Genomic DNA, 25,595 nt, shown 5'->3' with positions numbered 1-25,595 from the left:
GGACACCTGGGACCGTTTCGTCTGGGACCGGTTCGTCGGTCGCACTGTTGCTCGCTCGGTTGCGCGGCACAGCGCGGCGGGTACATCAGCGGGCATTCGTCAGCGGGCGGGGGCGGTGGCCCCCAGGAGTTCGACCAGGGCGTCGGCGACCTGCGCCGCGCCGTCGGTGCCGACCTCCGTGGTCAGCGCCGTCCAGTCGACGCCCGGCCCGGCGGCCAGGTGTCTGAGCTTCTCGACGAGGCCTGCCCGTACGGCCGTTGCCGTCCGCTGCCGGTCCAGGTCGGCGGCCCGGGTGATCCCGCCGTAGATCAGGTCGAGGGCCTTCCCCTCGCCGTGGGCGCGTAGCGCGAGGGCCTCGTCCTCGGCGAACACCCCCGTGGGCCAGGGGACGCGGACCTCGACACCGAGCGCCCGGCTGTGGGAGCGGCCGTTGAAGATCTGGCTCAGGTTCTGCGGCGGCAGACAGAGCGTCGGGGTCCCGAGTCGCCCCGCCTCCAGCAGGGTGGTCAGCCCGGGGGAGGTGAGCAGCACATCGCACTCGGCGAGGCGGCGCAGGAAGTCCTCGTGCGGGAGTGCGCCCACGGTGGTGACGGCCGGGTGCAGGCAGGAGTCCACCAACTGCGCGGCCAGCCAGGCGGGTAGGTTCCCCGCGATGTGCACCGCGGTGACCCCGCTCGCGGTCAGGGCCTCCAGCGCTGCCGGCAGCACGATGCGCGGATAGCTGGCCCAGTCGGCGAGTTGGGGCGCGCGCAGCCCGCCGAGACTGATCAGGGCGCTGCGGTGGCGCTGCGTCGGCGCGGCACGGCGGGTGACTCCGCCGTCGGCGACCACCGCGTCCACCCAGCGCAGGCGGGGTGCGTCCGCCAAGACCCCGGCGCCTTCCGGTGGCAGCTCCACGCAGCGCTGGGCGCAGTACACGTCGGCGTCCAGCGGGAGGTCGGGCCGGTCGCCGTCCGTCCAGAGGAACGGCAGGCTGTCCACGAACACCACCGGCACCCCGCACGCGCGCAGCGCCTTCGCCAGCCGCCCGTCCAGCACCACCAGCGCCGCCTGCACACGCTGCGCCCGGACGATCCGCCCGAGTTCCTCGCCCGACTCACCCTCCGGCAGGTCGAACCAGCGTTCCACCGGTTGCCCGGCCAGCACCGGCCGCCCCAGCCCCGAGGCCAGCCCGACGAATCTGAGCTTCCCTCCGCCGCGGTCACGCAGGGCGGAGAGCACCGCGCTCAACTTCCCCGAACTGCCCCACCCGAACTCCACCCCGGCCACGGCCACGGTCCGGACTCCCGCACGTGCCTTCATCCGTTCCGCCTCCCTCCCACGCCACTGCGGTGGGGCCGCCGCAACTGCGCCCCCACGTACCGGATTTCCTTCGCTCCGTATTCGTACCAGGCCGATCGGACAGGGCGGTTCGACTACCTACGGAACAGTGGAGGCTAACCACCCCGCCAGGTGAAGTTGCCGCTCAGGGAGTTGACGAAGTGCGGTCGGACCGCGCGGCGCGACACGCGGGCAGGAACGTGCCTGCACCTCGCCGGGGCCTCGACCCGGTGCAATGAAGCCCGCCGCCGAGTCCGCACACCGCATGGAGACCGATGAATCCCTGGGCCACCGACACCGTTCCGGTCCGAGTGCTCGACGTCTCGGGCACCGACTACCGCAGGGCCTTCGAACTCTTCCTCGCCGGTACCGACGAGAAGCCCCGTACCCACGCCCGGCTGAGCGAGATCGTGGCCGCCCTCCCGCACCGCCGCGTCCTGCTCGACATGGGCGCCGGCGACGGCCGCACCACCGCCCACCTGGCCCGGCACTTCGACCGGGTGATCGCCATCGAGCCCAGCGCCGCCATGCGCGAGAAGCTCCGCACCACCTGCCCCGAGGCCCTCGTCCTCCCGGAGCCGATCGACCGGGCCCAGCCGCCCGAGCCGGCCGACCTGGTCCACTTCTCCCACGTGCTCTACTACGTCCCGGAACCCGACTGGCTCCCCACCGTCACCCGGGCCCTCGACTGGACGGCCCCCGGCGGCACCCTCCTGATCGTCCTGCAGAACCCCGACAGCCCCTGCATGCGGATGGCCGCCCACTTCACCGGCGTCCGCTACGACCTGCGCCCCCTCCAGGACCTCCTCCGCGCCCAACAGCCCTCGCACGGCTACGCCCTGGAAACCCTCGCTCTGCACTACCGCACGCCCCACCTCGGCGAGGCCGTCGACGTGGCCGAGTTCATGGTCAACGTCGCCGACCTCGCCACCCTCGACCCCCGCCCCACCCGCGCCGCCCTCACCGCCTACGTCCGCGAGCACTTCACCCAGCCCGACGGTGGCTACGCGATCGGTCACACCCAGGACATGCTCACCATCCGCCGCGCCGCGGCCTGACCCGTCGGGGCTTCACCCACCGCTCGAACCGGGCACGTAGTGCGCGAGGTGGGCAAGCAGCTCCGGATCGACTCCTCGATCCACGACTTCCGGTGATCGTCGCCGGCCACCGCCGGGTCGACCGCTCGCGCACTGCGTGCCCTCCCATCGCCGGCCGGCAGGAGATCGTCACCGTTCAGGCCGACGCCGACTGCAAGCACCGGGCCAACCCGATCGGCCGACGGCAACGGCGCCCGGTGGTGGGCGAAGCCAGGATGCCGGCCGTGACGCCGACCGTGACGCCGGTCGTGGCGACGGACAGCGCGATCTCGTCGCGCACGGCGGACATGGTGGTGCCTCCTGAGGAATGCGGTGCGGGGGAAGTCCTGGAGGAAGCGAGGTGGCGACGCGTCCGCTACCGGGATGTCACGGGCGGACGCGTCGACCTCGAAGCGCTGCGAGGGTCCCTCGACAGCGTCGGCACCAGGCCGAGAGCGCGCGGCCCCTGGGACGCGCACCGCACCGAACCCGAGCGATCGGTTTCCGGCACTCCCCCGATGGCCTCGGCCTGCTGCACTCCGCCAACTCTGGATTCGATCACCGGGAAGCACAAGTGAATGTCTGTGGACCGCATCTCGTAGCATCACTGAGATGTTGAACCTCGAACGCCTGCGCGTGCTGCACGCGGTGGCGACGACCGGGTCCGTCGTGGGTGCCGCACGGCTCCTGCACGTCACCACCTCGGCGGTCTCTCAGCAGATGGCACGCCTTGAGCAGGAGACCGGTGCGCACCTGGTGGAACGTCAGGGCCGGGGCATCCGCCTGACCGAGGCCGGCACCTTGCTCGCCGATCAGGCCGCAGAGCTGCTCGCGCAGGTCGAGCGCGTGATGGCGACGATGGCGCAGCACCACGGAGAGGTGACCGGCGACCTCACGCTCGCGGCCTTCCCCACCGCCGCCCGCGGACTGCTTCCGCCGGCGCTGCGGGCCCTGCGGTCGCGTTACCCGGACCTGACGGTGTCGATGCGGGAACAAGAGCCGTCCGAAGCCATCCCGGCGGTGCGGCGCGGGCTGCTGGACCTGGCAGTCGTCGAGGACTGGATCGACGATCCGCTCGCCCTCCCGCAGGGGCTGGAGCACCGCACTCTCCTCGACGACACCTACGACATCGCCCTGCCCCAGGACCATCGGCTCGCCGGCCGTTCGACGCTGAGCCTGGCCGACCTGGGTGATGAGGACTGGATCACCTCCAGCAACGGGCAGCTGTGCCACGAATGGCTGGTGCGCAGCCTCAAGCAGGCCCGTATCACCCACACCGCCGCGGAACACCCGACCCAGATCGCACTGGTCGCGGCAGGACTGGGCATCGCCATCATCCCGCATCTGGGACGTGAGCCGACCGCCGCTCCGGTGCGGTTCGTGCCCCTGGCGGACGCCCCGCGGCGCCGGGTCTTCGCCATCTGGCGATCCACCTCGGCCGCGCGCCCCTCGGTCGGTGTCGTGATCGATGCCCTGATCGAGGCCTGTCCGGCGTGAGCGGGTCGTGGTGTCCGCCGTCCGCTTCACCGGGGCCCGGGTGTTCGGGAGGAAGCCCGAACGCCCGGCGGTGTCCTACTCGCGGAGGCCCGAGGCCTCGACAGCCCGTGAGCGGGTCGCCCGTCCGGCGGCCCCCGACGCGGTGACCACGGTGACGACGGCGCAGAGTGCGACGGTCCCCAGGAGCGGCGCCCAGGGGATCACCGTCGGAGCCCCGGCCGCGAGCCTGCTCAGCGAGACGTGCTGGGTCACCGCGGCGAGGCCGGTCGCCACCGCGGCGAGCACGGTGCCGACGACCACCGCCACGGCGGACTCGGCGGCGGCCACCTTCACGATCTGGCCGCGCACCGCGCCGGCCAGTCCGAGCAGGGCGAACTCCCGTCGCCGTCCGGCCATCGCCATGACCAGGGTGTTGGCGACCGCGATCAGCGCATAGGCCAGCGCGACCCCCAGGAGGACCACCGCGGCGTTGTCCGTCTGCTCCGCGGCGTGCGCGCGCTGGGCCGACAGGTAGGCGTCGTAGGTCGTGACGTGCGCGCCGGAGCCGGCCAGCGCCCGGTTCACCGCGGCCGTCTGCTGTGCGTCGAGCGGCAGGCCCGGGCCCGTCGAGGAGTCGAGGTAGACCAGGCTCGGCATCACCGCGCCGGTCAGCGCGGCGGACAGGTAGGCGTCGTCGCCGTGCAGGCCGCGGGCGACGATCGCCGCGATGACGGTCCGGACCTGGGCGCCGGTCGGCAGCAGCGTGACCACCTCGTCCCCGGCCGACAGGCCGTCGGACCGGGCCGCGTGGTCGTCGATGACCAGGAAGTCCTCGGGCGGCGAGGCGAGCGAGCCGGAGAGCACCGGCGGCGTGACGGTCGTGCCGAGTGCCGCCGCGGGCACCGCGTTCGTGCTCAGCGAGTCGATCTGGTCTCCCTTCGCGGTCCCGATCCGGATGTTCATCGAGGTGACCGGGGTGACCCGGACCCCGGGTACGGCCGCCAGCCGCTCCAGCGTCCGGGCGTCGATGCCGGAGGTCCCGGAGGTCCCGGAGCTGCCGGGTACCACCACGTCCGCCGCGTGGAACTCCTGCTTCTGCCGGGCGAGCACCGCCGCGTCACCGGACTTCTGCACCGTCAGCAGGGTGCCGACCAGCCCGACGGCCACCACGAGCGGCGCCACCGTGGCGGCCGTACGCCGCCGGGCGGTGAGGATGTTCTCGCGCACCAGCAGCGGCCCGGCCTTGGCCGAGCGGCACAGCGGGCCGATGAGCAGCCGGGTGACCGGCCGCAGCAGGATCGGTGCCAGCAGGGCGACGGCGCCGACGTAGAGGACCGGGACTACCTGGTACTTACGGGCGTTGGCCGCGAGGTACGGCTCGGTCCGGGCGATGGCGGTCCCCGCCGCGACCGCGCCGATCAGCATCCCGGCCCCCAGCAGCCAGCGGACCGGCGTCATCCCCCGGCGCTCCACCGCGCTCTCGCGCAGGACTTCGATCGGCCGGATCAGCGAGACCCGGACCAGGGTGGCGGCCGAGCCGGCCAGCGCCGCGGCCACACCGATGACGAAGGAGACCAGCAGCGGCAGGAGGTCGAAGGGGATGGTGAACCAGGCCGGGGCCACGTGGTGGTCCAGCATCCAGGAGCGCAGCGGCGCGGTGCCCAGCGGGGCGAGGAGGCAGCCGACGACCGCCGCCGCCAGGCCGACCAGCAGCGCCTCGCCGAGCACCATGCGCCGCACCTGCCGGGGCGCGGCACCCACCAGCCGCAGCAGCGCCAGTTCGCGGCGGCGCTGTTCGGTGGCGAAGGCGAAGGTCGCGATGACGACGAACACCGCGACGCAGACCGCGAGTCCGGTGGTACTGCCCGCCATCGCCTGGGCGTTGGCCAGTGCCTGGGCGCCGCCGGTGGAGTCGGGGTCGATCCGGGTCAGCTCGCCGCCGCCGAGGACCACGGCCCGGCCGTCCACGAGCGCGGACAGCTGCTTCGCGTTCCGGTCGGTGACCAGGGCGTTGACGCCGGGTGACAGGTGCTGCGCCTCGGCGTCGCTGAAGAAGACCGCGTCCTCGAACCAGCGGGCGTCGGTGACCCCCACCACCCGGTAGCGGCCGGTGCCGGCGGCGGTGACGGCCTCGGCCTGACGCCCGATCAGCGACTCGGCGCCGCCGCCGACCGCGATCTCGTCCGGGGCCTGCGGCGCGCGCCCGGCCGTCAGCCGGTAGCCCGCGAAGGCGGCGGAGGACCAGGGGTGCCCGGTCGTCCCCGCAGTGCCGGGGTCCAGCCGCACCGGGAAGCTGCGGTCGGGGGTGGCCGTCCCGGCCGCGGTCACCTTCGTCACGACCTCGTCCGGCAGCACCGCCGGGGCCTTCATCGGGTGCCCCTCGAAGCCCTGCGGCGCGACCACGACCCGGGCTTCCCCGAACCGCTGCGGCCCCGGGTGCGGTGTGCCGAAGGTGGCCGCCAGGGTCAGCGTCATCATGCCGATCACGGTGGTGCCGAGCGCGAGCGCGAGGAAGGCGCCCAGGAAGCCGGTCAGCCGGTGGCGCAGGGTGGCTGCGGCGATCCTCAGCACGGGTTCGGCCCACTGCCGCCGGGCTGGGATCCGGGCTCCAGCGCGGCCATCCGCAGGGCCACGCCCTCGGCCGTCGGCTCGACCAGTTCGCCGGTCACCCTGCCGTCGGCGAGGAAGAGCACCCGCTGCGAGTACGAAGCGGCCACCGGGTCGTGGGTGACCATGACCACCGTCTGCCGGTGCTGCTCGACGACGCCGCGCAGCAGCGCCAGGACCTCGCGCGCGGTACGCGAGTCCAGCGCGCCGGTCGGCTCGTCCGCGAAGACCACCTTGGGCCTGGTCACCAGCGCCCGCGCGATGGCGACCCGTTGCTGCTGCCCGCCGGAGAGCTCGGCGGGCCGGTGCCCGCCGCGCTCGGCGAGGCCGACCCCGGACAGCCCCCGGTCGATCGCCGCCGGGTCGATCGCGCGCCCGGCCAACCGCAGCGGCAGCTCGATGTTCTGCCGGGCGGTCAGCGCCGGGATCAGATTGAAGGACTGGAAGATGAAGCCCATGTGCTCGCGGCGCAGCTCGGTCAGGGCGCGTTCGGGGAGCTCGTGCAGCGGCGCGCCGTCCAGCAGGACGGTGCCCGCGTCGACCCGGTCGAGGCCCGCCGCGCACTGCAACAGCGTCGACTTGCCCGAGCCCGAGGGGCCCATGATGGCGGTGAACGTGCCCGTCGCGAAGTCGGCGTCCACCCCGTCGAGCGCCCGCACCCGGTCGTTGCCGCGGCGGTACGTCCGGTGTACGTCGGTCAGGCGCACGATGGCGCCCGAGTCCGTCGCACCGACGGAGGCCGGACTCGACGCCCGTGCCGCTGTTGCCCTGTTCCGGAACACTCGCCCGCCTTCTCCCTGGGGGTCGGTCGGGGACATGGGTCACCCGCCGCGCCGACGCTAGGGCCGGACACGGCGTCCACACCTCCGGACAGCCCCTGATCTTGACCCTGAGGAACCCCTGATCCGGGCGAGGGGTCCGGGCACGGGCTCTTGATCGTCCAGCAGGCCGCCACCCGCTGGGGCGCCCTGCTCCTGGAGGATGGCAAGACGGTCTGGGCCAGCAATCGACACGCGGCCCCACGACCCCGGCAGCTGACCGGGCGTCCCGCGCACCGTCGCGGCGTCCGTGCACCTGGCGCGTGGTCGCCCGGCGGGGTGAGGCGTAGCGTCGACAGTGGTCGCGGGCGGGTCACCTCCCTTGTCCTGGAGTGCCGACATCCAGGTACCGCGACACCGCCGACCGCCCCCCGCCCGGGCCGCCCCCGGGCCCACCGCCCTGCGCCGTTTCGGCGAGGGCCTGTTCGCGGTCACCGCCGTCGGGTTCGCCGTCCGGGGCGGCCTCGCCGTCGCCACCACCATGGACAACCTGCTGCACGTGTGGGATCCGGCCACGGGCGCCGACCCGGGCGGCCTCGCGCGGCGGCAGCGGCCCATCGGAGGCGATCACCTCGGCGAGGGTCCGCCCATCGACCGTCGCTGCGCTCCAACCGTGCCTCGACCCCTGCGGCCAGTCTCCCGCCGAACACCACCGCGGGCCATCCGGTGCAGCCCGGGCCGTGTGGGACGTCGAACGCGGCTTCGCAGCCGAACTGACCTGGCCCGCCTTGGCGGCGGCGCTTGTGGCAGCGCTTTCCCCGACGGCCACGCTGCCGTGCGTCGGCGCGTCGAAAGCCGTTCACAGCCCATGTCGAAAATGTTGAGGATGCGACGTTTCACTGAATGGGAAAACAGTGTTCTGACCGCTATTCAGTGAATGGCTACACGCGTCAACTTCACTGCCCATCAGGGACTTCACCTGCCCTGACATCCATTCTTAATGATTCCTTACCCGTCGCCGTTGACCCGCGTTCATCAGCTCTGCTTTCCTTCATGCCCAGCAGGCGGCTCGAAGTCGACGGGCAGTCAATTCCGGTGTCGGAACATAGGACCGGATTTGGCGTTCGGCGGAATTCGCCGTCTGCTCCTTCCCCACAAAGGGATCGTTCGCGGCCCCCAGCCGTACGGGCGATCGGTACGAGAGAGGCACCCTCACCCCATGGGTCACTCCCGCAGAACGCGGCGCGCCAAGTACGCGGCGCTCACCGGAATAGCGTCGCTCGCGCTCGCCGCCGCCGGCCTGGCAGGTGCGGCCGGTCCGGCCGCCGCGCAGGACATCTCCGGCTCCCAGGGCAGCACGGCCAACGAGTTCAACCCCTGGAGCCCGCAGAACGGGCACCAGTACCGCCACGGCGCGGTGCCGGGCAAGCAGCAGCACGAGAACTACAAGCAGTGGCTCGCCGCCCACAACCAGGCCGCGGCCACCGGCCAGCAGACGCTGTCCTACGGCGGCGGCGTCGACGGCATCGGCGTGCAGAGCGGCCACTCCAAGGTCTACCTGGTCTTCTACGGCAACCAGTGGGGCACCCAGACCACCGACGCCAACGGGAACGCGAAGTTCTCGGGCGACTCGGCGGGCGCCGCCGGTGCCACCCAGCAGATGTTCAAGGGCATCGGCACCAACGGCGAGACCTGGTCGGCCGACCTGACCCAGTGGTGTGACGGCCCGAACGTCGCCAGTGGCGCCGTCAGCTGCCCGTCGAACGCCAACTTCATCCCGTACCAGAGCGGTGGCGTGCTGTCCGGCGTCTGGTACGACAACGCGGCCGCCTCGCCCGCCCAGGCCACCGGCAACCAGCTGGCCCAGGAGGCTGTCACGGCCGCCGGTCACTTCGGCAACACCACGGCCGCCTCCAACCGCGACGCGTACTACATCATCCTGTCGCCGCACGGTACCAACCCGGACGACTACAAGAACCCCACCACCGGGTACTGCGCCTGGCACGACTGGAACGGTGACACCACCCTCACCGGCGGTGCGGCGTCCTCGCCCTACGGCGACATCGCCTTCTCGAACCAGCCGTACAACATCGACCAGGGCGCCAACTGCGGTGTCGGTTTCGTCAACTCGCCCGGCACCCTGGACGGTTGGACGATGACCCTCGGCCACGAGTGGCACGAGATGATGTCCGACCAGAACCCGGCCGGCGGCTGGACCAACCACGTGACCGGCAGCTCGTACAACGGCCAGGAGAACTCCGACGAGTGCGCCTGGATCAAGCCCGGCAGCACCGGCGGCGCCGCGAACGTCTCGTTCGGCTCCTACGGCTCCTTCGCCGAGCAGGCCAGCTGGTCCAACGACACCAACTCCTGCGCGATCTCGCACACCATCCTGACCCACGGCAACACGGTCACCGTCACCAACCCGGGCAACCAGACCGGCACGGTCGGCACCGCGGCCAGCCTGCAGGTCAGCGCGAGCGACTCGGCCTCCGGTCAGACCCTGACCTACTCGGCCACCGGCCTGCCCGCCGGCCTGTCGATCAACTCCTCGACCGGCCTGATCTCCGGCACGCCGACCGCCGCCGGCACCTCCAGCGTGACGGTCACCGCGACCGACACCACCGGCGCCGCCGGCAACACCACCTTCACCTGGACCGAGTCCTCCACCTCGGGCGGCGGCAGCGCCGTCACCAACGGTGACTTCGAGACCGGCAACCTGACCGGCTGGACCGCCGCCGGCTCCACCTCCGCCACCACCGCCGCCGCCCACAGCGGCAGCTACGGCGCCATGGTCGGCTCCACCAACCCGACCGGCGACTCCTCGATCGCCCAGACCTTCACCGCGCCGACCGGCTCCAGCAAGGTGTCCTTCTGGTACAGCAACACCTGCCCGGACACCGTGACGTACGACTGGGCCACCGCGACGCTGAAGGACAACACCACCGGCACGACCACCACGGTCCTCGCCAAGACCTGCGCCGCCACCGCGACCTGGACCAACCAGACCGCGGCCGTCACCCCGGGTCACTCGTACACGCTCACCCTGAGCAACCACGACGACAACTACCCGGGTGACCCGACCTACACCTACTACGACGACGTGACCGTCTCCTGACGATCGACGCGCCGAACGCGCCGGGGTGGGCCTTGGGCCCGCCCCGGTGCGGTTTTTTGGTTTTCAAGGGATCCGATCCGGCCTCCGACGCGTCGAATCGACACCCCTCGAACATCGGCACAAGGGAACCACTGTGAACCTGAGAAGACCGACCGCCCTCGCCCTGACCTGCGTCGCCGCCCTGCTGGCCCTGGCCGGCTGCGGTTCGACCGGCACCACGACGGCCTCCTCCGCCCCGGCCTCCACCGCCTTGGTGCCCACGACCACGCCGGCCGCGGTCACCGCGGACGAACAGGCCAACCACACCACCCTGAAGGTCGCCGTCGGCGCGACCGTCTCCGTGGACCTGCACAGCACCTACTGGTCCGCCGCCACCAGCTCCGCCCCCGACATCGTCGCCCCGGCCGGTTCCCCCGCCACCTCCCCGTCCCCCTCCTGCCGCCCGGGCGGGGGCTGCGGCACCGTCACCACCGCCTTCGCTGCCCGCAAGCCCGGCACCGCCCACCTCACCGCCTCCCGCACCAGCTGCGGCGAGGCCCTCAACTGCGGGCCCGAGCAGCGCACGTACGACGTCACGGTGGAGGTCACCGGCTGAGCTCAGCGCCCGCCACGGGGCACGTCGCAGCCGGTGCGGTCCGGACGGCCGACGAAGGCGTCCGCCTCGGTGGCGGCCTGGTGCATCGTGCCCTCCGGGTACAGCCGGGCGGCGGTGGCGTCGATGAGGAAGTCGATGCCGCTGCCGTCCTGGTCCACCGTCACCTTCCCTGCCCCGTACCCGAGGCCGGTGACGGCTGACCGGTCGTCGGCGTGGGGGTCCGCGCTCGGATCCTCACCCGCCCGGCCCGGAGCGTCGGCGCCCTTCTTGATGGGGTCCTGACACGAGATCAGGTTACCTTAGGGTAATTTAACAGTGTCATCCGAGTGAATATCACTGGCCTCTCATGAAGGACTTGTACGTGCTCGATCACCAGCCCCGCCGTTCCGGCCGCCGTCTCGCCGGTTCCGCGCTGGCCCTCGCCGCCGCCGTCTGCGTGCTGCCCGTCGCCCCGGCGTTCGCCGATCCGGCTCCCGCCCCGGCCCCGGCCGCCGCCGGGCAAACCGATGCCACCCCGCACCTGGACGCGGTGGAGCAGACGCTGCGTCAGGTGTCGCCCGGCCTGGAGGGGACGGTGTGGCAGCGTACGGCGGGCAACCGGCTCGACGCGCCGGCCGACGATCCGGGAGGCTGGTTGCTGCAGACCCCCGGCTGCTGGGGCGACCCCTCCTGCACCGAGCGCACCGGCACCCGCCGGCTGCTCGACAAGATGCGCGAGAACATCTCGCACGCCACCCGCACCGTCGACATCTCGACCCTCGCGCCGTTCCCGGACGGCGCGTTCCAGAACGCCATCGTGGACGGCCTCAAGGCGTCGGTGGCCGCCGGGAACAAGCCGCACGTGCGGATCCTCGCCGGGGCCGCGCCGCTGTACAACATCACCGCGCTGCCGTCCAAGTACCGGGACGAGCTGGTGGCGAAGCTCGGTCGCGCCGCCGGCAGCGTGACCCTCGAGGTCGCCTCGATGACCACCGCCAAGACCGCGTTCTCCTGGAACCACTCCAAGCTGCTGGTCGTCGACGGGCAGAGCGTCATCGCCGGTGGGATCAACAACTGGAAGAACGACTACCTCGACACCACCCACCCGGTCACCGACGTCGACCTCGCGCTGACCGGTCCGGCCGCCGGCTCCGCCGGTTCCTACCTGGACACCCTGTGGGACTGGACCTGCCGCAACACCGGGACGTTCTCGGCAGCATGGTTCGCCGCCTCCAACGGCGCGGCCTGCACCCCCGACCTGGAGCGGCGTCTCAACCCGTCGGTCGACCGGGTGCCCGCCACCGGCGGCCAGTCGGTGATAGCCGTCGGGGGTCTGGGCGTCGGGATCCGCGACAACGACCCCGCCTCCGACTACCACCCGGGCCCGGCGCCCGTCGCCGACGACGTCAAGTGCGGCCCGATCGGCCTGCACGACAACACCAACGGCGACCGCGACTACGAGACCGTCAACCCGGAGGAGAACGCCCTGCGCGCGCTGATCGCGAGCGCGGACAGTCGCATCGACATCTCCCAGCAGGACGTCACCGGCACCTGCCCGCCGATGCCCCGCTACGACGTACGGCTCTTCGACCTGCTCGCGGGCAAGCTCGCCGACGGCGTGAAGGTCCGCATCGTGGTCAGCGACCCCGGCAACCGGGGCGCGGTCGGCAGCGGCGGCTACTCGCAGATCAAGTCCCTGAACGAGATCAGCGACACCCTCGCCGCCCGCCTCACCGCCCGCCTCGGCGACCCGGCCCAGGCGAAGACGGCGATGTGCCAGAACCTCCAGCTCGCCCCGTTCCGCGCCGCCCCCACCTCCACCTGGGCCGACGGCCACCCCTACGCGCTGCACCACAAGCTGGTCTCGGTCGACGGATCCGCCTTCTTCATCGGCTCCAAGAACCTCTACCCGGCCTGGCTGCAGGACTTCGGCTACCTCGTCGAGAACCGCACCGCCGCGACGCAGCTCAACGACCAACTGCTCGCTCCGCAGTGGCAGTACTCCCAGGCCGCCGCGACGTACGACTACACCCGCGGCCTCTGCCAGGGCTGACGCCGCACCACCCTTGCCGGTGCCGCCGGACGGAACCAGTCCGGCGGCACCGGTCCGCTCGACGGGACGGCCCTGCCGCCCGGGGCCGTCACCGGCCGCGGCACTACCGGCTCACCCGGGAGCCGCCCGTCTGAGACCTGCGGGCGCCGGTCGGCCGCCGGGCCCGCCCACCGCCTGAGCCGGTCTTCGGATGATCCCATCAACGCCCAGCGCCCAATGCCCAGCGCCCAATGCCCAGCGCCCAATGCCCAGCGCCCAGCCCCCGGCGTCCGGTGCCCGGCCGTACCCGGACGCCGGGCGCGAACGGTCCGCCGCACTCCGGGCGCGACGTTCACGAATCGATGGCTCCGGGTAGTCAAATGGGCGCGAAGAGTAGCGGTGTGGGGGTGGTGCGGGGAGCGATGATGCCGGAACACGAGCGGTTCGGTGTGTGGGCCGAGGCGGAGGCTTCGGCCGGCCGGCGCGTGCCGCCGCAGGGACAGCCCGATGAGGCCCAGGAGGCCGACCCTGCCCCTGGGCGGTCGCCCGGAAGGCCGACGGCGCCCCGGCAGGACACCGGCGTATCCGGGGCGCCGAGTGAGAGCGCCTACATGGACGCGGCAGCCCACTGGCCCGACCTGATGCTGCCGTTGCTGCGCACCCCGACCACCGCCCGTCCGCTGGTCGGTGACCGCGCGGTGACCGGCGCGGACGAGCCGGGGCCCGCCGAGGTGGCCGCCGTCCTGGACCTGGTACTGCTGGTGGGTGAGCTGATGCTGGCCTGCGGCGAGGCCGCGGAGGACGTCGAGGCGGCCATGCTCGCCGTCGCGCGGACCTACCGGGCCCGGCCCTGCGATCCCCAGGTCACCTTCACCCGGGTGGCGATCTCCTACCAGCACGGCCCCGGCGGGCCGCCGGTGACGGCCGAGAGGTCCGTGCACCACCCCGCCGGGGACTATGCGCGGCTGGCGGCGCTCTTCCGACTGGTCACCGAGATCACCGTCGGCGGACTCCGCGTGAACGACGCCCACCACAGGCTGAGGGCGGTTCGCCGACACTGCCGCCGCTACCCCGGCTGGGCGCTGGTCCTCTCCTGCGGCCTGCTGGCCGGCGCAGCGGCGATGCTGGTCGGCGGCCGGGCCGACGCCCGAGCCTGGCTGGTGTTCGTCAGTGCCGTCGTCACGGCCATGGCGGGCGACCGGCTGTCGGAGCTGGTCGGTCGCCATGACCTGCCGAATTTCTACCGGATCGCGACGGCCGCGACCCCGGCCGCGGTGGTCGGCATCCTGATGTCCTTCAACCAGCTGCACCTGCGCGGGTCGGTGGTGATCATCGGGGGGCTGTACGCGCTGCTGCCCGGATGGCCCATGGTGGCGGCGGTGCAGGACGGCCTCGCGGGCTTCTACCTCACCGCCGCCGCGCGGCTGCTGGAAGTGCTGTACCTGATGGCGGGCGTGGTCGTCGGGGTGATGACCGTGCTCTACGTCGGCGTCAACAACGGCGCCGACCTGGCGGCCCAGGGCGTTCCGGCGTCGTCGTCGAACCCGCCGCTCCAGCTCGCGGCGGCGATCCTGCTCACCCTGACCTTCGCGGTGCTGCTCAACACCGAGCCGGGCACGCTGCCGGGAGTCCTGGTCAACAGCGGGGCGGGCTGGACGACCTACGCCGTGCTGGTCGACGCCGGTGGGGAGCCCATCATGGCCACCGGCCTCGCCGCGGTGCTGGTGGGCCTGTCCGGCCAGCTCATGGCCCGGTACCGGGGAAGCTCCGCACTGCCGTTCGTCACCGCCGCGCTGGGGCCGCTGCTGCCCGGGTCACTGCTGTACTTCGGGCTGGTCGCCTTCGTCCGGGGCGAACCCGAGACGGGGCTCAGCGGCCTCGGGCGCGCCACGGCCACGGCGATGGCCCTCGCCATCGGCGTGAACCTCGGCCGCGAGGTGGCCCGGCTGTTCCTCCCGGCGCCGGGCGTGGCTCCGGCCGCCCGTCGGCGCAGGGGCCGCCACCGTCGCTGAGGAGCGGTCGACAGGCATGAACACGTGAGAGGACCGCCGCACCCTGTTCACCGGCGATCCCGTCCCCTCGGCCGGATGACATTGGGGGCCGGTCAGGGGTTTACCGGGCCCGTGGGGCGGTAGACGCGGCTCATGGGACGGGCCGGAGAAGTGACGGCTCCGCCGTCCAGGGGCGGCTCCGGCGCCGAGCGCGCCGCAGCCGGTCCCTCCCGTCAACCGTCACCGTCACCCCCAGGGAGGACATCGTGATCGCGCTCGGCGTCATCCTGCTCATCGTGGGCTTCATCATCGGGATTCCGATCCTGTGGACCATCGGCGTCATCCTGCTCCTCATCGGCCTCGTCCTCTGGTTCGCCGGAGCCGTCGGGCACGCCGTCGGTGGACGTCGCCACTACTACTGACCCGACATCCGGTCCATTCACCGCGGACCCCTGAGCCGGCGCCGTCGCGCTCTGCGTCCGGCCGGTCGTCGGGCCCGGGCCTGCCGTCGGGGAGGAGGCCGTCTGCTGTTTCATCGGCGTTCAACCGCGCGCTCCTGACTGCGCTTCGTCAACGCCCTACGTTCCCTGAGGGACTGTGAGATGGGGCTATGGACGATACGCAACCTGCCGTACGGGCACGTGGATTGACCAAATACTTCGGTGACGTCGTGGCGCTCGACTGGGTCGGGCTGGACCTGGCGCCCGGGCGGATCCACGGGCTGGCCGGGCCGAACGGTGCCGGGAAGACGACCCTGCTCGGGCTGCTGCTCGGGCTGGCCGTCGCCGACGGCGGCGAGTTGGAGGTGCTGGGCAGACCGGTCGGGAGGGCCCTGGCGGCACCGCACGGGGTGGCCGGATTCGTGGACGGGCCCGGGCTGTACCCCTCGCTGACCGCCCGCAGGAACCTGGCCGCGCTGGCCGCGCTGAGCGGGCCCGACCCGCGGCCGGGGCGGATCGACGAGGTACTGGCCGAGGTCGGGCTGACCGAGGTCGCCGACGACCGGGTGCGGGGGTTCTCGCTGGGCATGCGGCAGCGGCTCGGGCTGGCCGCGGCGCTGCTCACGAACCCCCGGCTGCTGGTGCTCGACGAGCCTTCCAACGGTCTGGACCCAGCCGGCAAGCAGCATGTGCACCGGGCGTTGCGACGGCTCGCGGACGGCGGGGTGACCGTCGTGCTGTCGAGCCACCGCATGGACGACCTCCAGGCGCTGTGCGACGAGGTCACGATCCTCGCGACCGGGCGGGTCCGCTTCTCCGGCCCGCTGGAGAAGTTGGCGGCCGAGACCCGCGAGCTCGACCACCGGCTGCTCACCTCCGATCCGGCGGCCGCCCGGCGGGTGGCCGCCGAGGCCGCGGGGGTGCGGGTCGTTGACGAAGCCAGGGCTCGGGGTGAGGCGCTGGTCGTGCGCGCCTCGGCGCCGGCCGTCGAGGACCTGGTGGCCGCGCTGGTGCACGCGGGCGTGCGGGTGCGCGAAGTCGTCCCCGTGGTACCGCCGTTGGAGGCCGCGTTCCTCGCTCTGACCGATCAGCGGCAGGAGGGGCGGCCATGAGCAGGGCCATGGCCGAGGACACGACGGTCGGTACCGACGCCGCACCCGGGGCGCGCCCGGTACCGGTGAGCCGGGTCTACCGCTTCGAGGTGGTCAAGCTCGTCTCCCAGTGGCGGATCCGGCTGCTGATGCTGGCCTGCTGGACCCTGCCGGGGCTCTTCACGGCGGCGGTGGCCCAGCAGGGGACCCTGCCGTCCGACACCCTGTTCGGCCGCTGGATGCACGCCACCGGCTGGGCAGGCCCGCTGGTGGTGCTGGGCTTCTCCGGCTCGTGGGCGCTGCCACTGCTGACCTCCGTGGTCGCGGGTGACGTGTTCGCCGCCGAGGACCGGCTCGGAACCTGGCGGCACCTGCTGGTGGCGGTCCGCTCGCCGCGGCGGATCTTCGCGGCGAAGGCACTGGCGAGCGCCACCGTGATCGTGCTGATGGTGGCCGGGTTGGTGGCCGCGAGCACGGTGGGCGGGCTGGCGGGGGTCGGGAACCAGCCGCTGGTCGGCGTCGACGGACACCAGCTGTCCCCGTCGTACGCGGCCGGGAGCGTGCTGCTGGCCTGGGTGTGCGCGCTGGCGCCGACCCTGGCGCTGGCGGCGATCGGCCTGCTCGGCTCCGTCATCCTGGGGCGCTCGCCGATCGGGCTGCTGGTGCCCGCGTTGGCGGCGGTCGCGATGCAGCTCGCGCAGACGCTGTCGCTGCCGGTGGCGCTGCGCCTCGCGCTGCCCGGCTACGCCTTCGTCTCCTGGAACGGGCTCTTTGCCGACCCCGCGCAGCTCGACGAGCTGCTGATCGCCGTCGCGGTGAGCCTGGTGTGGGCCGTGGTGGCGACCGCGGCGGCCTACCGGCTCTTCGTACGGCGGGACTTCACCAACGGCAGCGAGGACGGCACGGGTCGCCGCGCGCTCGCCTTCGGGGTGCTGCCGCTGGCCGGGCTGCTCGCGCTGACCGTCGGGGCGGTCGCGGTGGCCGCGCCCTCGACGGGCTCGGGGATCTCGCAGGGGAAGGTGCAGCAGTCCGTCGCGACCGTGTTCGCGCACCTGTACCGGCTGCAGACCGACCAGCTGCACCGCCCCGCCGTCACGGAGGCGCAGCTGCGGGTCACGGCGGCGTGCGAGCGGGGTGACGGCCAGGTCGACCCGGAGGGGCCGGGCAACGACTGGCGCTGCGTCGTCACCTGGCACCTGCCCGGTACGGCCGCGCCGGGGACGGCGGTCTACCAACTCGACGTGGCCCCGGACGGTCGGCTGACGGCGGACGGTGACGGGCCCAAGGAAGTGAACGGCTACTTCCTGGTGCACACCCCGACCGGGGACGCGCCGAACCCGCTGTGGCAGTTCGACGGTCAGGTCGAGCTGCTCTCCTCCGCAACGGACTCAACGGCCGCGACGGCCGAACTGAACCCAACGAACCCAACGAGCTCAACGACCTCAACGAAGGGCTGACGCCATGCAGGTAACGCGTCGTCGACGCGTCCAGAAGGACCACTTCGTCCTTCCCGGGCGGCGTGCCGGCCGCCGTGCCACCCTCGCCACGGCGTGCATCACGGCGGTGGCCGTGGCCACGGGCACGGCTTTCGCGACCACCCACCAGTTCGGCACGGACCGGGTCGGCGAGGTCACCGCCGACGGCCAGGTCATCTCCAGCGACCAGTACATCGCCCCGTACGGCGACCGGCTCGTCATCGACAACGGCAAGATCATGGCGTCCCGGGTCAGCCCGGACGGCGGTCACCTGGCCGCGTCGATCGCCGACGGCGACGCCTCGCTGGTCGTGGTGGACCTGAAGACCGGCCGGGTGCAGCAGCGCGTCGGCAAGGCCAAGACGGACGACCTGCACCTGACCGACGGCACGGTCGGCCAGGAGGCCCCGGTGTACTCGCCGGACGGCTCGCAGCTGTGGCTGGGCCAGCTGGACGGCTACACCAGGTTCACCGTGAACGCCGACGGCTCCCTGGCCAACCCGGTGAAGGTGGCGATTGCGGCCGACGGTGCCAAGCACGCGCTGGCGTCGGGTGCCGTGTTCTCCGCCGACGGCTCGACGGTGTACGCGGCGCTCAACGGGCAGAACCGGGTGGTCGCGATCAACGCGGCGACCGGTGCGGTCGAGCACGGCTGGACGGTGGGCAACGCACCGCGCGGCATCGCGCAGGTCGGCCGGAAACTGTACGTCGGCAACGAGGGCGGGCGCCCGGCCGGCTCCGACGACGACACGATCAACTCCTACGGCACGCAGGTGGTGGCCGACCCGGACACCGGTGCCACGACCACGGGCACCGTCAGCGTGATCGACCTCGGGGACCCGGCCGCCGCCGTCGGCTCCATCGACGTCGGCCTGCACCCGACGACGCTGTACGCCAAGAACGGCGCGCTGTTCGTCACCGACACCGGGAGCGACGAGGTGTCGGTCATCGACACCGCGCAGGACAAGGTCGTGCAGAGCATCTCCACCAAGCCGTGGCCGGAGGCCTCGGTGGGCTACGAGCCCGACGCGGTGACGGTCACCGACGACGGGCGCCTGCTGGTCACCCTCGGCCGCGCCAACGCGGTGGCCGTGTACCGCTACAGCGGTGCGCAGGAGCCGGTCGGCTACGTCGGCCTGCTGCCCACGGACTACTTCCCGACGGAGATCACCACCGTCGGCTCGACGGTGGTCGTCTCCAACACCCGTGGCATCGACGCGCGGCGGCCCAACAGCACCGGCGCGCACAACACCCACGACACCACCTCCAGCCTGACCCGGTTCACGCTGCCCGGCGACCGGGAGATCCGCTCCCAGACCGCCAAGGTCTTCCGGCAGAACGGCTGGACCAACGGCGCGGTGCAGACCGCCGGCCGGCACAAGGCGAAGCCGGTGCCGGTGCCGGCACGGATCGGCGACCCCTCGACGATCAAGCACGTCTTCCTGATCGTCAAGGAGAACCGGACCTACGACCAGCTCTTCGGCGACCTCGCGAAGGGCAACGGCGACCCGAAGCTGGCCCAGTTCGGCGTGAACGTGACGCCGAACCAACACGCGCTGGCCGAGCAGTTCGGGCTCTACGACAACACCTACGACATCGGCACCAACTCCGCCGAGGGCCACAACTGGCTGATGCAGGCCGACAACCCGGAGTACACGGAGTCCTCGGCTGGCGAGTACGAGCGAAGCTACGACACCGAGGACGACGGCCTGGGCCACCAGCGGTCGGGTTTCCTGTGGACGGGCGCGCAGGCGGCCGGCCAGGACGTGCGGGACTTCGGTGAGTTCCACCAGTTCCTGACCAAGCCCGACGGCGCGAACTGGCAGAACCTGTACTGCGACGCGAAGACCATGGACGCGACCGGGCAGGACACCGCCTACCCCCTCAACTCCTCCTCGCCGATCCCCTCGCTCAACAGCGTGTCGGTGCCCGGTTTCCCGAAGTTCGACCTGGACGTGCCGGACCAGTACCGGTACCAGATCTGGAAGCAGGACTTCGAGCAGAACGGCCCGGCGAACCTCAACATGCTGTGGCTGTCCAGCGACCACACCGGCGGTCCGGCCGGCCCGGCCGCGCAGGTCGCCGACAACGACCTGGCGGTCGGCAGGATCGTGGACGAGATCTCGCACAGCGAGTACTGGAAGGACTCGGCGATCTTCGTCGTCGAGGACGACTCCCAGGCCGGTCTCGACCACGTGGACGGCCACCGCGCCCCGATCCAGATCATCAGCCCCTGGGCGCAGCACGGGGCCGTCGACAGCCGCTACTACTCGCAGATCACGATGATCCGCACCATCGAGCAGATCCTCGGGGTCCACCCGATGAACCAGAAGGACAGCGCGGCCACCCCGATGGCCACGGCCTTCACCGACAAGCCGGACTTCGCGCCGTTCACCGCGGTGCCCAACCGGACCCCGCTGACCGACGGTCTGAAGACGCCGCCCTCGTGCGGCCTCGACGTGCCCGGGCAGCAGGACCGCCGCGCGGAGGCCGTCCCGGTGACCACCGCGCCGCCGGCCGCGGAGCGCGCCGTCGCGGACCAGTGGGACGCCTGGAAGTCCAAGCAACACCTGACCGGCCCGAACGCCGCGCCGGACCGTGCGAACCCGGCGCAGATGAACCACCTGACCTGGTACCAGACGCACAACTGGACCACCCCGTACCCGGGTGAGAGCGGGATCCTCGCGCCGAACGACGTGCCCGGCGCGTATCTGCCGTCCGCGGAGAACGACGGCTGATCCGGCTCTGATCGCGCCGGGGAACCCTGATCGGGCCCTGGGCCGGCACCACCGCCGGCCCGGGGCCCGTTCGTTTCGCATCGCGTTCGCCCTCCTCGCGCTGGGCCCGACGCCGGCCGTCAGCACCCGACGGGCCCTGACGGCCACGCCCTCGACCGTCGCCGACCGGGGAGTCGGCAACCCGGTCCCGCCCGGCCGGCAGCCGGAGCGCTCTGCCCTCCGGGCGGGTCAGCAGGCGGTTCCCGTCGGCACCGGCGTGAGGTCGACGAGGTAGCCGTCCACGGCGTCGGTGACGCAGGCGTTGCTGCGTCCGTAGGCGGTGTGGCCGAGCCCCCGGTAGGTGAGCAGCATGCCTCCGGGTAGCTGGGCGGCGAGGCTGCGGGCGTCCTGGTACGGGGTCGCGGCGTCGCCGGTGGTGCCCACGACCAGGACGGGGGGCAGGCCGTCGGCCTTCACCCGGTGCGGCTGGGCCGGACCGGCGGGCCAGGTGCGGCAGGCGAGGTCGGCGAGCACGCCGGAGCTGCCGAAGACGCCTGATTCCCGGTGGGCGCGGTCGAGCACCGGCCAGTAGGCCTCGGGGTCCTTGGGGTGCGGTACGTCGAGGCAGTTGACGGCGGTCAGGATGTCGGTGCCGTTGTCGCGGGGTGTGTCACTGCGACCGGCTTCGGAGCCAGGGGCGTCGCCCTCGGTGCCGGTCGAGCCGGGGCCCTCGTCCTGGGGTGACGGCTTCTCCTTCGCGATCGCGGCCAGCTTGCCGCCGTCGCCCTTGCGGGCGGCCGTCAACCCGTCGGAGAGGTCCTGCCACTGGGTTTCCGGTGCGTACATCGACATCATGACGGCGGTGTGCAGGGTCGTCTCGTCGAGGCGCTCGGGGCTGCCCTTGATCGGCAGGGGGCGCTTGGCCGCCTTCGCGTACAGGTCGGCGACGAGTTTGCGGATGCCGTCCGGGGTGGCTGCGGGGCAGCCCTGCTTGACGACCTGCGCGCAGGAGTCGGCGTAGTCCTCGACGGCCTTGCGGAAGGCCCGGCCCGACTGCAGCGTCCGTTGGGACCAGTCGAGGGAGGGGTCGACGGCGCCGTCGAGCACGAGTGCCCGGACGCGCTGCGGGAACTGCTCGGCGTACTCGGTGCCCAGCGAGGTGCCGTAGGACCAGCCGAGGTACGTGAGCCGGTCGTCGCCGAGTGCGGCCCGCAGCACGTCCAGGTCGCGGGCGACGTCCACCGTGCCGATGTGCGGGAGGAGTTCGCCGCTGCGGGTGATGCAGGCGGCCGCCGTCCGGTCGGCCTCCGCGACGGCGGCCCGGCGCTCGGCCTCCGTGCGCGGGTTGAGCGGGGAGGGTGTGTCGTCGCCGGTAGGGGCTTGGTCGGTGGTGTCGTCCGGGGGAGCACAGTCGAGGGCGGGCTTGCTGCCGGCGACCCCGCGGGGGTCGAAGCCGACGAGGTCGAAGTGCGCCCTGGTCTCCTTGCCGAAGGAGTCGGCGCCGCCGGACCGCAGCGTCTCGACCCCGGACCCCCCGGGGCCACCGGGGTTGAGGACCAGGGACCCGATCCGCTTGCCCGGGTCGGTCGCGTGGGTCCGGATCAGCGGCAGCGTGAAGGTCTTGCCGTTGTTCGGCCGGGCGTAGTCCATCGGTACGGTCAGGGTGGCGCACTGGAAGTCGCCGCAGGCCGTCCAGACGGGCTGCTGCCGGTAGTACGGCCGTAGCTCGGGCTGGTCGGCCTGCTCGGGCGGCGGAGGCTGGGCGCCCGGGGCGGTCGCGCTCCGGTCGGGGTGCTGGTCGCAGCCTGCGGCGGCGGCCACGGTCGCCGCCGCCACGGCCAGGACGGCGAGCTGCCGGAGGGTGGGGCGTCGGCCCGAACGGGCGTGGGGGATACGGGTGTTGTCGGTGTTGCGGATGAATCGGCGCATGGCCTCGGTGTCGTTTCGGATCGGTTGGTCGGTACGGGCCGACCGTGGCGGGGCGGTTCTGAGGTTGTGATGAGGGCGGTCTGCCCGGAGCGCGGCTCAGATCCTCCGGTCGGCTTCGGCCGCGATCACGTCGTGCAGCAGCCGGGCGAGCCGGGTCTCGTTGAGTCGCTGCGCCGGGTCGCGGGCGAGCAGGGCGTCGATGACCGGGGCGAGGCGGTCGGCCCGGGGCGGTGGGGTGCGCCGCTCCGGATGGTGGCCCCGCACGCAGACCCGGAGCAGCAGGCCCAGCGACCACAGGTCGGAGGCGGGCCCGGCCGCGCCGCCGTCCAGTTCTTCCGGCGCCACGTGCCCAGGGGCGCGGCCGGGTTCGGTCGGGCCGGCGAGGGCGGCGAGGGCGGCGATGCGGAAGCCGGTGAGCACGGCCGAACCGTCCGGGCGGATCAGGACGTTGCCCGGTTCGACGTCCCGGTGCAGGACGCCGGCCGCGTGCGAGGACCGCAGGGCCGCGAGCACGTCCAGGCCGACATGGGCGGCTGCCGCGGGGGAGAGCGGGCAGTGGTCGACGACGTCCCGGAGGGACTGCCCGGCGACCAGTTCCATCACCAGCCAGGGATGCGGCCGGTGGTTGAGGACATCGTGGACGGTGGCGAGGTTGGCATGCCCGATCCGGGCCAGGGCCCGGGCCTCGCGGAGCACCCGCTGCCGGGCCAGGTCGGTCGGGCCCGGGCCCGCCGGGGCGGAGGGGCGCAGCTCCTTGAGGGCGATGTCGCGCTCCGCGGCCAGGTCGCGGGCCTTCCACACCGTTCTCGTCCCGCTGCCGCCGAGCCGCGCCAGGAGCGCGAACCGCCCCGCCACGAGATCCCCGACGGCGTGTCCGTTGTGCTCGATCATCAACCTGTCCTCGCCGTGCCCTCCCCTTCCCGCCCGTGGACGGGGAGAGGGGGACACCCCACGTGCCGACTTCCCGGGAAGCGTGCCCGAGGCATCCTGAGGATTCGATGAGGGACGGCGGCGCCGGACGGCTCAGGGTCGCCGGGGCTCGGGGTCGCCGGGGCTCAGGGTTGCTTCTGTGCCGGGACGCGCAGGACGAAGCGGGCACCGCCGCGGGTGCTGGTGGTGACGGTGAGCGAGCCGCCGTGGGCACGGGCGACCCAGGCGGCGATGGACAGGCCGAGGCCGGTCGAGCCGGCGCCGCTGTGGAAGCGCTCGAACAGCGAGCGTGCCTGTTCGGGCGGGACGGCGGTGATGGACAGCTGGTCCGCGCCGCCGGTCAGCAGGGTCACCGGCGGGCAGTCGTACGCCCCCTCCTTGGGGTCGGGGTACTGGAGCGCGCCCTGGTCGTCGTTGCCGAGCCCGAGGAGCGCCTCGTTGCCCATCAGGGCCAGTTCGGCGTCGGCTCGTGACCGCCAGGACTCGTCGTCCGCCTGGACGGCGAGCACCGTCATCCCGACCAGGCCGACTGCGCTGACCAGGGCGAACAGGACCGCGATCCGGCGTCGCAGCCTGCCGATCCGGCCCGCTGGGGTCGGCGGTCTCACCGTTGCGTCTCCGGCTCCTGGGCCTCCAGCCGGTAGCCGACGCCGCGCACGGTGTGGATCAGCGGTGGGTCGCCGAGCTTGCGCCGCAGCTGGGAGACCAGGACCTCGACCACGTTCGAGTTGGGCTCGGTCAGCTCGTCCCAACAGCTCTCGATCAGGTCGGTGCGGCGCACCGCCTGCCCGGGCCGGGCGGCGAGCGTCTCCAGGACGGCGAACTCCTTGACGGTCAGGGAGAGCAGGACGCCGTCGCGGTGCACCGTCCTGCGGGCCGTGTCGATCTCCAGGTCCGCGCAGCGGACCACCGGCGGCCGGGGTACCGCGGACCGTCGGCCCAGACTGCGGACCCGGGCCACCAGCTCCGGCACCGCGAAGGGTTTGACCAGGTAGTCGTCACCGCCGGTGTCGAAGCCCTCGACCCGGTCGGCGACGCTGTCGCGGGCGGTGAGGTAGAGCACCGGAACGCTCACGCCGTCGTGCCGCATCCGCCGTACGTACTCCGCGGAGTCGCCGGAGGGGAGCATCCGGTCGAACACGACGCAGTCGTAGTCGGTGACGAACAGCGCCTCGTCGGCCGCCGGGAGGTCCGCGGCGACGTCGACGGCCAGCCCGGCTCCGCGCAGGGCGGCGGCGACGGCGAACCGCAGGTCGTCATCGTCCTCGACCAGGAGTATTCGCATGCCGGGCAGCACAGCCGCGACCTGCGGCGAAGCAGCCCGCCACCGCGAGCGGGCCGACCCCGCCCGGGGCAGGTCCTCGCCCTCGGCGTCACCCGTGGGGATGAAACGGACGGCCGTTCGGGGGCGTTGGCCTGGCCGTGGGGGCCCCGCCCGCCGGGATCCTCGACTACGTGCCCGGGTCAGTGCCCCCTTCCCGAACGGAGCCCCCACGTGACCAGCCCCCGGCCCCACCCGTACATCCGCACCATCCACCCGTTCATGCACGGCACCCTCACGGTCGGCTGACCCGCCGTGGCCATCCCGGAACCCGCCGGCCGACGCGGCCGAAGGCTCACCCACCTCGTCCTGCGCCTGCTGGCCGCCGCCGGACTCGCCGTGGACGCGCTCGTCCACGTCCGGATCGCCGACCAGTACGACGCCGTCGGCGACTCCATCACCCAGGGCACCCTGTTCCGCGCCGAGGCCGCCGTCGCGAGCCTCGCGGTGGTCCTCGTGCTCCTCTGGCGGCACCGGTCCGGCGACGTCTTCGCCTGGGCGGTCGCCGCCTCGGGGCTCGGCGCGCTGCTGCTCTACCGCTACGTGGACGTCGGCGCCCTCGGGCCGCTGCCGAACATGCACGAGCCGGTCTGGTTCGGCGACAAGACGTTCGCCGCCTGGGCCGAGGGGGTCGCCACGGCGGCCCTCACCGTGCTGCTGCTCGACAGCCTTCGGCGCCGGATCTGATCCGCCCCGCCGCCCCGCCTCCCGGGTGAACGGGCGGCGCGGCGGGCCGGACGG

At 72.8% G+C, this 25,595-nt stretch carries 20 protein-coding genes; 12 read left to right on the top strand and 8 right to left on the bottom strand.

The features are described 5' to 3' along the window. Positions 1 to 99: 99 nt before the first annotated feature. Entirely contained in the window at positions 100 to 1,302 is a 1,203-nt protein-coding gene (locus tag ABZW30_RS24185; RefSeq protein WP_355673261.1) for a hydroxymethylcytosylglucuronate/cytosylglucuronate synthase, read from the bottom strand. Positions 1,303 to 1,595: 293 nt separating this feature from the next. Here ABZW30_RS24185 and ABZW30_RS24180 point away from each other — a divergent pair, with 293 nt between their 5' ends. The 3 genes from ABZW30_RS24180 to ABZW30_RS24170 all read left to right on the top strand — a co-directional run bounded on the left by ABZW30_RS24180 (position 1,596) and on the right by ABZW30_RS24170 (position 3,893). Beyond that, on the top strand, positions 1,596 to 2,378 hold the full coding sequence (locus ABZW30_RS24180) for a class I SAM-dependent methyltransferase (protein WP_355673260.1): 783 nt from the start codon (positions 1,596 to 1,598) through the stop codon (positions 2,376 to 2,378). 92 nt (positions 2,379 to 2,470) lie between these two features. Beyond that, the gene (locus tag ABZW30_RS24175; RefSeq protein ID WP_355673259.1) at positions 2,471 to 2,974 is read left to right on the top strand and encodes a hypothetical protein; all 504 of its coding nucleotides are present in this window, start codon (positions 2,471 to 2,473) and stop codon (positions 2,972 to 2,974) included. Between the two features lie 34 nt (positions 2,975 to 3,008). After that, positions 3,009 to 3,893, top strand: a complete 885-nt coding sequence (locus tag ABZW30_RS24170) for a LysR family transcriptional regulator (RefSeq protein WP_355673258.1) — start codon at positions 3,009 to 3,011, stop codon at positions 3,891 to 3,893. A 75-nt stretch (positions 3,894 to 3,968) separates the two neighbouring features. Here ABZW30_RS24170 and ABZW30_RS24165 read toward each other — a convergent pair whose 3' ends face one another. Both ABZW30_RS24165 and ABZW30_RS24160 read right to left on the bottom strand, forming a co-directional pair. After that, positions 3,969 to 6,443 (bottom strand): ABC transporter permease, encoded by a 2,475-nt coding sequence (locus tag ABZW30_RS24165; protein ID WP_355673257.1) that lies wholly within the window; start codon positions 6,441 to 6,443, stop codon positions 3,969 to 3,971. After that, entirely contained in the window at positions 6,437 to 7,186 is a 750-nt protein-coding gene (locus tag ABZW30_RS24160) for an ABC transporter ATP-binding protein (RefSeq protein ID WP_355673256.1), read from the bottom strand. The genes ABZW30_RS24165 and ABZW30_RS24160 overlap by 7 nt, the downstream gene beginning before the upstream one ends. A gap of 1,270 nt (positions 7,187 to 8,456) precedes the next feature. On the opposite strand from ABZW30_RS24160, the gene ABZW30_RS24155 reads away from it, so the two are divergent. Together ABZW30_RS24155 and ABZW30_RS24150 are read left to right on the top strand one after the other, a co-directional pair. Continuing rightward, on the top strand, positions 8,457 to 10,355 hold the full coding sequence (locus tag ABZW30_RS24155; RefSeq protein ID WP_355673255.1) for a putative Ig domain-containing protein: 1,899 nt from the start codon (positions 8,457 to 8,459) through the stop codon (positions 10,353 to 10,355). 133 nt (positions 10,356 to 10,488) lie between these two features. Beyond that, a complete protein-coding gene (locus tag ABZW30_RS24150) occupies positions 10,489 to 10,950 on the top strand; it encodes a hypothetical protein (RefSeq protein WP_355673254.1) in 462 nt (153 codons plus the stop codon). 2 nt (positions 10,951 to 10,952) lie between these two features. Here the strand turns inward: ABZW30_RS24150 and ABZW30_RS24145 are convergent, their stop codons facing one another. Continuing rightward, positions 10,953 to 11,114 carry a hypothetical protein gene (locus tag ABZW30_RS24145; RefSeq protein WP_355673253.1) on the bottom strand — a complete coding sequence of 54 codons (162 nt, stop codon included), beginning with the start codon at positions 11,112 to 11,114 and terminating at the stop codon, positions 10,953 to 10,955. Between the two features lie 197 nt (positions 11,115 to 11,311). Here ABZW30_RS24145 and ABZW30_RS24140 point away from each other — a divergent pair, with 197 nt between their 5' ends. From ABZW30_RS24140 to ABZW30_RS24115, 6 genes are all read left to right on the top strand, one after another. Continuing rightward, on the top strand, positions 11,312 to 12,982 hold the full coding sequence (locus ABZW30_RS24140; RefSeq protein ID WP_355673252.1) for a phospholipase: 1,671 nt from the start codon (positions 11,312 to 11,314) through the stop codon (positions 12,980 to 12,982). A 590-nt stretch (positions 12,983 to 13,572) separates the two neighbouring features. Beyond that, entirely contained in the window at positions 13,573 to 14,973 is a 1,401-nt protein-coding gene (locus tag ABZW30_RS24135; protein ID WP_355673251.1) for a threonine/serine exporter family protein, read from the top strand. A gap of 245 nt (positions 14,974 to 15,218) precedes the next feature. Beyond that, a complete protein-coding gene (locus ABZW30_RS24130; protein ID WP_355673250.1) occupies positions 15,219 to 15,374 on the top strand; it encodes a DUF6131 family protein in 156 nt (51 codons plus the stop codon). 188 nt (positions 15,375 to 15,562) lie between these two features. Continuing rightward, complete coding sequence (locus ABZW30_RS24125) at positions 15,563 to 16,504, top strand: ABC transporter ATP-binding protein (RefSeq protein WP_355673249.1); 942 nt, start codon at positions 15,563 to 15,565, stop codon at positions 16,502 to 16,504. Continuing rightward, on the top strand, positions 16,501 to 17,940 hold the full coding sequence (locus ABZW30_RS24120; protein ID WP_355673248.1) for an ABC transporter permease: 1,440 nt from the start codon (positions 16,501 to 16,503) through the stop codon (positions 17,938 to 17,940). Before ABZW30_RS24125 ends, ABZW30_RS24120 begins: the two co-directional genes overlap by 4 nt. Positions 17,941 to 17,944: 4 nt before the next feature. Then, positions 17,945 to 20,695 carry a bifunctional YncE family protein/alkaline phosphatase family protein gene (locus tag ABZW30_RS24115; RefSeq protein WP_355673247.1) on the top strand — a complete coding sequence of 917 codons (2,751 nt, stop codon included), beginning with the start codon at positions 17,945 to 17,947 and terminating at the stop codon, positions 20,693 to 20,695. Positions 20,696 to 20,923: 228 nt separating this feature from the next. On the opposite strand, the gene ABZW30_RS24110 is transcribed toward ABZW30_RS24115, so the two are convergent. The 4 genes from ABZW30_RS24110 to ABZW30_RS24095 form a co-directional block, all read right to left on the bottom strand. Next, positions 20,924 to 22,603, bottom strand: a complete 1,680-nt coding sequence (locus tag ABZW30_RS24110) for an alpha/beta hydrolase (RefSeq protein ID WP_355673246.1) — start codon at positions 22,601 to 22,603, stop codon at positions 20,924 to 20,926. Positions 22,604 to 22,699: 96 nt separating this feature from the next. Beyond that, a complete protein-coding gene (locus tag ABZW30_RS24105; protein ID WP_355673245.1) occupies positions 22,700 to 23,494 on the bottom strand; it encodes a serine/threonine-protein kinase in 795 nt (264 codons plus the stop codon). Between the two features lie 164 nt (positions 23,495 to 23,658). Beyond that, positions 23,659 to 24,141, bottom strand: coding sequence for an ATP-binding protein (locus tag ABZW30_RS24100; protein WP_355673244.1), 483 nt, complete (start codon positions 24,139 to 24,141; stop codon positions 23,659 to 23,661). Then, a complete protein-coding gene (locus ABZW30_RS24095) occupies positions 24,138 to 24,818 on the bottom strand; it encodes a response regulator transcription factor (protein WP_355673243.1) in 681 nt (226 codons plus the stop codon). Before ABZW30_RS24095 ends, ABZW30_RS24100 begins: the two co-directional genes overlap by 4 nt. Before the next feature lie 291 nt (positions 24,819 to 25,109). Between ABZW30_RS24095 and ABZW30_RS24090 the strand changes: the two genes are divergently transcribed. After that, positions 25,110 to 25,541 (top strand): hypothetical protein, encoded by a 432-nt coding sequence (locus tag ABZW30_RS24090; protein ID WP_355673242.1) that lies wholly within the window; start codon positions 25,110 to 25,112, stop codon positions 25,539 to 25,541. Positions 25,542 to 25,595: the final 54 nt, after the last annotated feature.

Origin of the sequence: Kitasatospora sp. NPDC004669 (genome assembly GCF_040609455.1) — a bacterium.
In the GTDB taxonomy this organism is placed as follows: domain Bacteria; phylum Actinomycetota; class Actinomycetes; order Streptomycetales; family Streptomycetaceae; genus Kitasatospora.
The sequence above is the reverse complement of the archived record's forward strand: the minus strand, read 5'-3'. Positions and strand labels throughout refer to the sequence as shown.